9 protein-coding genes are annotated in these 11,135 nt (G+C 67.4%); 5 read left to right on the top strand and 4 right to left on the bottom strand.

The features are described 5' to 3' along the window. A partial coding sequence (locus tag QZ847_RS00880) for an AcrB/AcrD/AcrF family protein (RefSeq protein ID WP_294352236.1) occupies window positions 1–1,568 on the bottom strand: 1,568 nt, incomplete at its 3' end. Between the two features lie 167 nt (window positions 1,569–1,735). Here QZ847_RS00880 and QZ847_RS00875 point away from each other — a divergent pair. The 5 genes from QZ847_RS00875 (at window position 1,736) to otsA (ending at window position 6,900) form a co-directional block, all read left to right on the top strand. After that, window positions 1,736–2,161 carry a GtrA family protein gene (locus QZ847_RS00875; protein WP_294352234.1) on the top strand — a complete coding sequence of 142 codons (426 nt, stop codon included), beginning with the start codon at window positions 1,736–1,738 and terminating at the stop codon, window positions 2,159–2,161. Then, window positions 2,161–2,889, top strand: a complete 729-nt coding sequence (locus QZ847_RS00870; protein ID WP_294352232.1) for a class I SAM-dependent methyltransferase — start codon at window positions 2,161–2,163, stop codon at window positions 2,887–2,889. Before QZ847_RS00875 ends, QZ847_RS00870 begins: the two co-directional genes overlap by 1 nt. Window positions 2,890–2,957: 68 nt before the next feature. Continuing rightward, window positions 2,958–3,704 (top strand): trehalose-phosphatase, encoded by a 747-nt coding sequence (gene otsB / locus QZ847_RS00865; RefSeq protein WP_294352230.1) that lies wholly within the window; start codon window positions 2,958–2,960, stop codon window positions 3,702–3,704. Further along, entirely contained in the window at window positions 3,701–5,494 is a 1,794-nt protein-coding gene (locus QZ847_RS00860) for a glycoside hydrolase family 15 protein (RefSeq protein WP_294352228.1), read from the top strand. The genes otsB and QZ847_RS00860 overlap by 4 nt, the downstream gene beginning before the upstream one ends. Continuing rightward, window positions 5,491–6,900: an alpha,alpha-trehalose-phosphate synthase (UDP-forming) gene (gene otsA / locus QZ847_RS00855; protein WP_294352226.1), complete on the top strand. Its 1,410-nt coding sequence runs from the start codon at window positions 5,491–5,493 to the stop codon at window positions 6,898–6,900. The genes QZ847_RS00860 and otsA overlap by 4 nt, the downstream gene beginning before the upstream one ends. A 46-nt stretch (window positions 6,901–6,946) precedes the next feature. On the opposite strand, the gene QZ847_RS00850 is transcribed toward otsA, so the two are convergent. From QZ847_RS00850 to QZ847_RS00840, 3 genes are all read right to left on the bottom strand, one after another. Beyond that, entirely contained in the window at window positions 6,947–7,501 is a 555-nt protein-coding gene (locus QZ847_RS00850) for an isochorismatase family protein (RefSeq protein WP_294352225.1), read from the bottom strand. Between the two features lie 185 nt (window positions 7,502–7,686). Next, window positions 7,687–9,750 carry a M13-type metalloendopeptidase gene (locus tag QZ847_RS00845; protein WP_294352222.1) on the bottom strand — a complete coding sequence of 688 codons (2,064 nt, stop codon included), beginning with the start codon at window positions 9,748–9,750 and terminating at the stop codon, window positions 7,687–7,689. Window positions 9,751–9,821: 71 nt separating this feature from the next. Further along, a partial coding sequence (locus QZ847_RS00840; protein WP_294352220.1) for an acetate--CoA ligase occupies window positions 9,822–11,135 on the bottom strand: 1,314 nt, incomplete at its 5' end.

Below are 11,135 nucleotides of genomic sequence, written 5' to 3'. Positions count from 1 at the left end.
GGCGATCGGCTGAAGGCGTGCTGGACATCGAGGATCGCGTCGCCGTTGCGGTGGTACGGCCCCGCGATCGCGTCGTGGTGAGTCAGCGTGATGAGCCGCGGGCCGAGGTCGACGAAGGTGAACACCGTCTGCGCCGGAATAGCGTTCAGCGGCTGCATCGCGGGGATCGTCAGGCAGCGCCCGGTCGCGCGATTGACGCGGGTGACATAGGCGTTGGGGCGATCGATCGGCAGGTAGCGGACCGCGAGCGTCATGAACCAGCCCGAGACGAGCACATAGGCCATCGCGGCGGCGGCGAGCTTGGCCGGCCACCAGCGCGGCCCGGCGATCCACGGCAGCATCGCGACCGCGAGCGCGACCGCCCCGGGCACTGCCATCAGCTGCGCCGCGGGTCCGGCGCGCGCCTGCCACAACAGCATCAGGCAGGAAAAGGCGGTGAACAGCGCAACGCAGGTCCACCCGAGCAGTGCGGGCGTGCGCCGCGCACGCCAAGTCGCGAACAATGCGCCGATGAGCCCGATGATCGGTAGCGCGACGATCGGCGCGGCACTGCGCAGCGGGTGCTTGTAGATCGGCTTCGCCTCGCGCACGTTGGCGAGCCAGCTGGTGTAGAGTTCGGGCGATACCTGTTCCGGGCGACCCAGGCATTGCGGAAACGCGAGCGCGAAGAAGGCGGCGACGATCCCGCCCGCGACCAGCGCGGCGGCGATGCGTACGCCCCGCTGGCGCGGCGACCAGAAAGCGAGCGCGAGCAGCAGCGCCGAGGCGACCACCACCGTCGACAGGTACACCGGCGTCAGCGCGTCGCAGCGCATCACCCGGTTGGCGTAGGAGGCAAACCCTGCGAACCCCGCCGCGGTGCCGCCGCCGAGCGACAAGGCGTAGGCGGCGAGCCGGGTGCGCTCGCGCGCGTCCCAGACCCAGCGAAGCGCAATGATGGCGCCCGCCATCGCGGCATAGGGCAAAAGCTCGAGCCCGATCGACAGCGAATAGGCGCTCGCCAGCCCGACGATCACGCCGCCGCGGGCATCGCGCGGATCGCACAAGCCCGCGACCGTCAGGCACAGCATCGCGAGCTGCCAGCCGTGGTGGTCGATCCGGTCGGGCATGTACATGCCGAGCGCGACGTTGGTGACTAAAACCACCGCGATCGCGAGCGGCCAGGCGAGTGGCGACACCAGCCGGCGCACGGTAGCGCCCAGCCCGATCAGCGCGAGCGACAAGGGGATCAGCGGCGCGACGGCGCACGCCAGCCGCTCCGCCTCGGCATTGCCGACAAACGGCCGCAACAGCAGGATCAGCGCGGCGATCGGCAGGTCGACCAGCCGGCTCCAGTGAATGTTGAAGCCAACGGGCGGGTTCAGGCGGTAGTTGGTCAGGTCGAACCAGCCCTGCCCGGCGAGCAGTGCGCGCACCTGCATCAACCGCATGTTGTCGTCGGTGTCGCCCAGGCTCAGCCACTGGATCGCACTCCAGCGCTGGCCGATGTACCAGGCGGCGATGAAGATCCACGCGATCAGCGTCAGGTTGATCCAGCGGCGGTCGAGCACCTCCGCGCCGCGCCTGATCCACGGGTGGTCGATGAGCGGGTGAGCCGCGGTCGGTCGACGGAGCAGCGAACGGATCGAGATGGTCAAAACGCTTCCTTCATCGCGCGCGAGCTAGTACGGCCGCCGCCGCGCTCCTGACGCGGGGCAGCGCAAAGGGCAAGATGGTGACGGCGGGCACGGACCGGTTGGACAAAGAGTGGAACGGACGCGGCGCTGCCCAGCGCGAGGCGTTCTGGCAACTCGTCCGCTTCGGCATCGCGGGTGGCATCTCGACGCTGATCTACTCGGCGGTCTACCTTCCGCTGACCGCGTGGGTGCTGCCGCGCGCCGAGGCCGTCTGGGCGGTGCCGCCGTCGTTTCTGGTCGCGGTGACGTGCGGGTTCTTTCTGCACAGCCGCTGGAGCTTCAAGGGGCAGGGGGCGCATTCGTCCGGTCCGGCACAGCAGCTGAAATTCGTCGGCGTGCAGGCGAGCGGCATGGCGTTGAACGCGCTCGTCACTTGGATCGGCACCGCGCATCTGGGCCTCGCACCCTGGGTGCCGCTGTTGCCCGCGGTCGCTCTGGCGACGATCGTGACCTTTCTTCTCAACAAATATCTGGTGTTCGTCTGATGGATCGCCGCGTCTACGACCGCATGGCCGAGCATGATTCCACGCATTGGTGGTACCGCGCGCGCCGCGACATCCTGTCCGACTATGTGACGCGCGAGGGGCGCCTGCCCGCCGACGCGCGCATTCTCGAGATCGGCTGCGGCACGGGGCACAATCTGCCGATGCTGGCGCAGTTCGGCGAGGTCGACGCGATCGAGATCGATCCCGCTGCGCGCGACATTGCCAGCGCGCGGCTGGGCAAACCCGTTGGCGACGCGCCGCTGCCGGTACTGCCGGGGGTCGAGCGGGGCAAATATGACATGGTCGCGGTGCTCGATGTCGTCGAACACATCGCCGACGACGTTGGTGCGCTGAAAGCCATGCGCGAATGCCTGGCACCGGGTGGCAAGATCCTGATCGCGGTCCCTGCGCACCAGTGGATGTGGAGCGCGCACGACGTCGTCAACCATCATGAGCGGCGTTATTCCAAGAAGACGCTGGCGGCGGCAATTCGTGCGGCAGGGCTGCGCCCGCGCAAGCTCGGTTACTTCAACTCGATCCTGTTCCCGCTCGCCGCCGCGGCGCGGATCGCGGGGCGGCTGACCGGGCGCGACGACAGCGACGATTCGCCCCCCGCCGCGCCGGTTAACGCGCTGTTCGAGCGTATCTTCCGCGTCGAGCGGCACTTGGTCGGGCGCGTGCCGATGCCGATCGGCGTGTCGATCCTGTGCTTCGCGGAGCCGGTCTGACCTGATCTGAGCGGGCCGGCGCAAGAGCCGGCTTGCACCCTCCACGCGAAGCCGCCACGGCGCGGCGCATGTCCGATACGCTGCCGCCGCCGCCCGCCGACCTGCTGCTGAACGCCAGTCTGTTCCTCGATTTCGATGGCACGCTGGTGGAGATCGCGGCGACACCCGATGCGGTAGAGGTGTCGGAGACGCTCAGGCAGCTGCTGCGCGACCTTCATCAGCGCATGGACGGACGCGTCGCGATCGTCAGCGGGCGTTCGGTGGCGGAGATCGCCGCGATGCTCGACCCGGTCGCGCTGACGGTCGCGGGCAGCCACGGGCTGGAGATCGCCGCGGCGGGTGAGCCGCCGGTCGTCCCTGAGCGAACGGAGGGTGTCGATGCCGCCCTTTCCGCGCTCAACGATTTCGCCCGTGACCGGCCCGGCGTGCTGGTCGAGGACAAGCCGTTCGGGGTCGGGCTCCACTATCGACAGGCACCCGAACAGGAGGCCGACGCGCGCGCGCTCGCCGCCGCGCTGGCCGATCGGCATGGCCTGCACCTGCAACTGGGCAAGATGGTCGCCGAACTGCGCCTGCCGGGTGGCGACAAGGGTAGCGCGTTGAAAGCATTGATGGCGGAACCCGGACGCGCTGCCACGCGTCCTGTGTTTATGGGGGATGACGTAACCGACGAGGCGGCGTTTGCCGCCGCATATAAACTGGGTGGCGCTGGCATCCTGATCGGGCCGGCACGCGACACGCGCGCGCGCTACCGCCTCGACGATGTGCCCGCCGCACGCGCGTGGCTGCGCCGCGGCGCGGAGGCGCTGTCATGAGCGACCTCGATCTCTGGCCGATCGGCAATTGCCAGGTCAGCGCGCTGATCGACCGCGCCGGGCGCTTCGTCTGGGGGTGCGTACCGCGCGTCGACGGCGATCCGCTGTTCTCCGCATTGCTTGGCGGCGACGCGCCCGAAGGCGGGTTCTGGGAGATCGCGGTCGAGGACTCGGTCTCGGTCGAGCAGCATTATGTCCGCAACACCCCCGTGCTCGTCTCACGCCACACCGACGCGCACGGCGGCGTGATCGAGGTGACCGATTTCTGCCCGCGCTTCGAACGCACCGGGCGCACCTATCGTCCCGTCGCCTTTGCGCGGATCGTCCGCCCGATCTCGGGCAGCCCGCGGCTCAAGATGCGGCTGCGCCCGACCTGCGGCTTGGGCGGAACGTGCCGCGAGCAGGTCGGCGGGTCGAACCACGTCCGCTTCCTGCTGGACGCGCTGGCGATGCGGCTGACCACCAACGCGCCGATCGGCATGGTGCAGCAGGAACGCTCGTTCCGAGTCGAAAAGCCGCTGCACTTCTTCCTCGGCCCCGACGAGAGCTTCGCCGGCGATTTCGCCAGCACGCTAGACCTGATGCTGCACGACACGGTGGCGGAGTGGCAGCAATGGGTCCGCGGTCTCGCCGTGCCGCTCGAATGGCAGGAAGTCGTGATCCGCTGCGCAATCACGCTGAAATTGTGCCAGCACGAGGAAACCGGCGCGATCGTCGCGGCGCTGACCACCTCGGTGCCCGAACATGCGGGATCGGAGCGCAACTGGGACTATCGCTACTGCTGGATCCGTGATGCTTATTACACGGTGCAGGCGCTTAACCGGCTGGGCGCGCTCGACGTGCTCGAAGGCTATCTCGGCTATCTGCGCAACATCGTCGACGCGGCGGGTGACGGTGACGACGATGGTCACATCCAGCCGCTGTACGGCGTGCTCGGCGAGCCCCATCTGCCCGAGCGTGTCGCACCGCTGCTGCCGGGTTACCGCGGCATGGGCCCGGTCCGCGTCGGCAACCAGGCGGCGGAGCAGATCCAGCACGACGCCTATGGGCAGATCGTGCTGTGCAGCGTTCACGCCTTCTTCGACCACCGCCTGTTCCGCCCCGCCGATGCGGCCGATTTCGAGCGGCTGGAGCATGTCGGCGAACGCGCGTGGAAGTTCTACGACCAGCCGGACGCCGGGCTGTGGGAGCTGCGCACGCGTCAGAGTGTTCACACTTATTCCTCCGCGATGTGCTGGGCCGCGTGCGACCGTCTGGCGAATGCAGCCGAGCGGCTGGGGTTGACCGACCGACAGGCGCTATGGGCCGGGCGCGCCGACACGATCCGCGACGTGATCGAGCGATCGGCGTGGCGCGAGGACACGCGGCGCATGTCCGCCACCTTCTCGGGCGACGACCTGGACGCGAGCGTGCTGCAATTGCTCGACCTGCGCTTCTTCGAGGCGGACGATCCGCGCTTCGTCGACACGCTGGAGGCGATCGAAAAGGGCTTGCGGCGCGGCTCCACGATGCTGCGCTACGACACCGAGGACGATTTCGGGCTGCCCGAGACCGCGTTCAACGTCTGCACCTTCTGGCTGATCGAGGCCCTGTACCTGACCGGGCGCCACGACGAGGCGCGCAGCCTGTTCGAGGAGATGCTGTCGCGCTGCACCGCGGCGGGGCTCTTGTCCGAGGACATCGACCCCACCAGCGGCGAGCTGTGGGGCAATTATCCGCAGACCTATTCGCTGGTCGGCATGATCAACTGCGCAGGGATGCTCAGCAAACCGTGGAGTGCGATCCGATGAGCCGTTCGGGCGAGGGGCGGCTGATCGTCATCTCCAACCGGGTCAGCGCGCCCAAGGGGTCGACCTCGGGCGCGCAGGGTGGCCTCGCGGTCGCGCTCGCCGCGGCATTGCGCGAGAATGGTGGCATTTGGTTCGGCTGGTCGGGCGAGGTGACCGAGCATTACACCGGCCAGATCGATTTCCAGCGCAACCAGGGCGTCACCACCGCGGTCGTCGATCTGGAAGAACAGGACGTCGAGGAATATTACGAGGGCTACGCCAACCGGACGCTCTGGCCGCTGTTCCATTACCGCATCGATCTGGCCGAGTACGAACGCGACTTCGCGGGCGGGTATCAGCGCACCAACGAGCGCTTCGCCAAGACCGTCCGCCCGCTGATCGAGCCCGACGACCTTATCTGGATACAGGACTATCACATGTTCCCGCTGGGGGCCGAGCTGCGCAAGCTCGGTTGCCAGAACCGGATTGGCTTCTTTCTGCATATTCCATGGCCGCCCAGGCGACTGCTCGCCACGCTGCCGGGCGCCAAGGCGCTGGTCGAGGCGATGTTCGACTACGACCTGCTCGGTTTCCACACGCAGGAGTGGCTGGACTCATTCTGCGATTTCGCGATCCACGAAATGGGCGCGACGATCGAGGGCGACGTGGCGCGGGTAGGCGATCGCTGCGTCCGGCTGCTCGCCGACCCGATCGGGATCGACGCGAAGGAATTTGCGCAGGCGTCCGCCGGGGTGCAGGCGCGGTTGTCGTACCGGCGCATGCGCGATTCCGCAGACGGGCGCGACATGATCGTCGGCGTCGACCGGCTCGACTATTCCAAGGGGTTGGAAGAGCGCTTTTCGGGCTACGAACGCTTCCTGATCGAGCATCCGGAAGAGCGCAAGGAAGTGTTCCTGCTCCAGATCGCACCGCCCAGCCGGGTGTCGGTCGAAACGTACCGCCGCATCCGCAACTCGCTGGAAGGATTGTCGGGGCGGATCAACGGCGAATATGCCGATGTCGACTGGGTGCCGATCCGCTACGTCAACCAGGGCTATCCGCGCGACGTGCTGGCCGGCATCTACCGCGCGGCGAAGATCGGGCTCGTGACTCCCTTGCGCGACGGGATGAACCTGGTCGCGAAGGAATATGTCGCGGCGCAGAACCCGGAAGATCCGGGTGTGCTGATCCTGTCCAAGTTCGCGGGTGCGGCCGAGCAGATGAAGGACGCGCTGCTGATCAACCCGTACAGCGCCGAGGAGATGTCCGACGCGATCCAGCAGGCGCTCAGAATGCCCAAGGAAGAACGGATCGCGCGCTGGCAAGCGCTGATGGACGGCGTGCAGAAAGAGGACGTGACGTGGTGGGCGGCGCGCTTCCTCGACGCGCTCAGACAGGCGCGGCCATCGGTGGCGGAGCCGGCGTAATCGTTGATCGACGCATCGCGAGCGCGTTTGAGGCGCCCGCGTCGATTTAGCTGTCGAAGCTGATCGCGTCGGTGCTGGTAAGGCGCGAAATCTGCGGCAGGATGTTAGCGACCGCGAAATCGTGCAGTTCGGCTGAGCGCGAGGTGCAGGCATTCTCGACCACGACGATGTCGTAGCTCAGCTCCCACGCACTGCGGGCGGTCGATTCGACGCCGAAGTTGGTGGCGATGCCCGCGAGCACGATCGTGCGTATGCCGCGGCGTCGTAGTTGCAGGTCGAGTTCGGTGCCGGTGAACGCGCCCCAGTGATGCTTGAGCACGACGATGTCGCCCTCGTGGTGTAGCCCGTCGACCAAAGTCTCGAATCCGGGTGGCGTGCGCTCGGGCAGGCTGGGCTTGTCGACCTGCCGGCTGGGTGCGTCACCGGGCGCGAAGGCGACGTGGACGAGGATCACAGGCGCCCCGGCGTTGCGGAAGCGGTCGGCCAAGGTCTTGGCGGTTTCGACTACCTCTTGGCCAGAGCGCGGGCCCTTGTCGCCGGCGACGATGCCTTGCTGGAGGTCGATGAGGACGAGCGCGGTGGTGCGGGGATCGAGCTGCATGGGCGCCGAACCTGCGGGGGCGGCCGCAGTTCCGGTGGTGCGGGTTCGGTAGCTATCCAGCGTGGCCGCGGCGCGGGAGTTAATCCCGCGCCGTCGAACGTGGCGCTGGTTGCGCCACGTCGGCCGAGCGTTCGTGTTCGCTGACGCGACACGGCGCGTAGCTTCAAGCTACGCACCTCACTCCGCTACCAGATCTTCACACGCTGCTCGGGGGCGAGGTACAGCTTGTCGCCGGGCTTCACGTTGAACGCATTGTACCAAGCGTCGACGTTGCGGACGACGCCGTTGACGCGGTTGTACGCCGGCGAGTGCGGGTCAGTCAGCAGGCGGCTGCGCAGCGCGTCCTCGCGCACCTTCGACTGCCACGCCTGTGCATAGGCGAGGAAGAAGCGCTGATCGCCGGTCAGCCCGCCGATCACCGGTGCACGCCCATGCGTCTGCTGGTACTTCTGGTACGCGGTATACGCCGCCTCGACGCCGCCCAGATCGCCGATGTTCTCGCCCAGCGTTAACTGACCCTTGATGTGCGTGCCGGGGATCGGCTCGTAGGCGTCATATTGCGTGACGAGCTGTCCCGTGCGCTTGGCAAAGGCGGCGCGCGTCTCGGGCGTCCACCAATTCTCGAACTTGCCGGTCGGGCCGAACTGGCTGCCCTGGTCGTCGAAGCCGTGGCCCATTTCGTGGCCAATCACCGCACCGATCGCGCCGTAATTGACCGCCGCGTCCGCCTTCGGGTCGAAGTACGGCGGCTGCAGGATCGCGGCCGGGAAGGTGATCTGGTTCGACAGCGGATTGTAGTACGCGTTCACCGTCTGCGGCGTCATGCCCCAGAGCGTGCGGTCGACCGGCTTGCCGAGATACGACAGGTCGAGCTGGTGCTGGAATTCACCCGCGCGCATGTTGTTGCCCAGCGGATCGCCGCGCACGACGTTGAAGTTCGAATAGTCGATGTACTTGATCGGGTGGCCGACGCGCGGGTCGAATGCGGCGAGCTTGGCGAGCGCGGCCTGCTTGGTCTTTGCGTCCATCCAGGTGTTGGCGCTGATCCGCTCGTTGTAGCCGGCGCGCAGATTGTCGATCAGCTCGCCCATCTTCGCCTCGGACTCGGGCGGGTAGTGGCGCGCGACATAGACCTGGCCAACCGCCTCGCCCATCGCGCCGTTGACCAGCGCAATGCCGCGCTTCCAGCGTGCGCGCTGTTCCTGCTGCCCCGACAGCGTGCGGCCGTAGAAGTCGAAGCTGGCGGTGTCGAATGCCTTGGGCAGCACCGACGCGTTGGCGCTGGCGAAGCGGAACTTCATCCAGTCCTGCCACGTCGAGACGGGCGTCGCGGCGTAGATTTTGCCGAGCGCGGTAAGCGCGGTTGAGGTGCCCATGATGACGACCGGAAAACGCTCGTAACCCGCGGTCTTGAGCATCAGCGGCCAGTCGAACTCGGGCGCCAGCGCCTTGCGCTGCGCGGCGTCCATCGGCTTCAGCATCGCCTGCAGGTCGCGCTGCTGAACCGGGGTCCACTGCACCTTCGCCATCGCGGTCTCGAGCGCGACGATCCCGTCTGCCTTCGCGGACGCGTTGGCGACGCCCGACAGCGTCAGCACCTGCTCGACATATTTGCGATAGGCGGCGCGGTAGGCGTCGTACTTGGCGCCCGGCAGCAGGTAATAATCCTGCGGCATGCCGAGCGAGCCCTGGCTGGCGATCGCGGTGTACTGCGTCGGGTCGGCGGGGTTAGGCAGCTGACCCACCTCGATCGGCGAGGCGTAGCCGACGCTGGCGAACAACGTCTGCAGCTTGGTCTTGTCGTTGGCGGCGTCGATTTTCGCGAAATACGGCTTCAAGGGAGCGGTACCGGCGCGCTCGATCGCGGCCTCGTCCATGAAGCTGCCGTATAGGTCGCCAATCTGCTTGCCGCCGGCCCCGACCGAGGCAGGGTCGCGCGCCGCGTCGGTCAGGATGTCGCGGACCTGCCCCTCGGCCTCATCGGCCAGGATCACGCCCGCGCCCGCGCTGGTGCGGTCGGCGGCGATCGGCGTGCGCTTGTCCCAGCCGCCGTTGGCGTAGGTCCAGAAATCGTCGCCCGGCTTCACCGACTTGTCCTCGGCAGTCAGATCGATGCCGAACGTGCCGTAGCGCGGGCCGGCCTTGGCAGCGGCGGCGGACGCCGGCGTGGCGGTTTGGGCGAGCGCAGGCGCCGCGATGGCGAGTGCCGCGGCGCCGATCGATAGGCGCGCGAAAACAGAGAGTTGCATTGTTCCCCTTCCCCTACAACAGTGTGTCAGTGACTTAAGGCAGTGACGTAATCGATGCAACCACTCGTTGCTCAGGCGCTGACGCGATTGGCGACGAGGTCGTCGACCACCGCGGGCTCAGCGAGCGTCGAGGTGTCGCCGAGCGTGCCCGTGTCGCCTTCCGCGATCTTGCGCAGGATGCGGCGCATGATCTTGCCCGAGCGGGTCTTGGGCAGGCCGGGCGCGAATTGCAGTGCATCGGGCGTGGCGATCGGCCCGATTTCCTTTCGGACCCACTGCTTCAGCTCGGCCGCAAGCGCGTCGGACGCTTCCACCCCGTCCTTCAAGGTGACGTAGGCGTAGATGCCTTGGCCCTTCACGTCGTGCGGCATGCCGACGACCGCAGCCTCTGCGACTTGCGGGTTCAACACCAATGCGCTCTCGACCTCGGCGGTGCCCATGCGGTGACCTGACACGTTGATGACATCGTCAACGCGGCCGGTGATCCAGTAATAGCCGTCCTCGTCGCGTCGGCACCCGTCGCCGGTGAAATACTTGCCCGGATAGGTGGTGAAATAGGTCTGGAAGAAGCGGTCGTGATCGCCCCAGACGGTGCGCATCTGCCCGGGCCATGACGCCGTGATGCACAGGTTTCCGCTAGTCGCACCGTCCAGCACCTGGCCGGTCTCATCCACCAGTTGCGGCTGGACACCGGGCAGCGGTCTGGTCGCGGAGCCGGGTTTCAGGTCGGTCGCGCCGGGCAGGGGAGCGATCATCGCGCCGCCGGTCTCGGTCTGCCACCAGGTGTCGATGATCGGCGAGCGGCCCTCGCCGACGACATCGTGGTACCAGCGCCACGCCTCGGGGTTGATCGGCTCGCCCACTGTGCCGAGTAGTCGCAGCGAGGCGCGGCTGGTGGCGTGAACGGGCGCATCGCCCTCCTTCATCAACGCGCGAAGCGCGGTCGGTGCGGTGAAGAGGGTGTGAACATGGTGTCGATCGACCACCTGCCAGATGCGGCTGGCATCGGGCCACGTCGGCAGACCCTCGTACATCAGTGTCGTCGCGCCGTTCGCGAGCGGGCCGTAGACGATATAGGTGTGCCCGGTGACCCAGCCGATGTCGGCCGCGCACCAGTAAACGTTGGGCGCCCGGTAGTCGAAAACGAGGCCGTGGGTGAAGGCGGCCCAGAGCAGGTACCCGCCGGTCGAGTGGAGCACGCCCTTTGGCTTCCCGGTCGAGCCCGAGGTGTAAAGAATGAACAGCGGGTCCTCGGCGTTCATCGGTTCTGGCGCGCAATCGTCGGCCACATCGGCGACGGCGTCGTGATACCAGATGTCGCGCGCGCCCATCGCGACATCCCCGCCATTCGCGCGAATGACCAGCACGCGCTCCAGCGTCGGGGC

It is taken from the genome of uncultured Sphingomonas sp. (genome assembly GCF_913778135.1).
Lineage (GTDB): Bacteria > Pseudomonadota > Alphaproteobacteria > Sphingomonadales > Sphingomonadaceae > Sphingomonas.
This window is presented reverse-complemented; position numbering and strand designations above follow the sequence as displayed.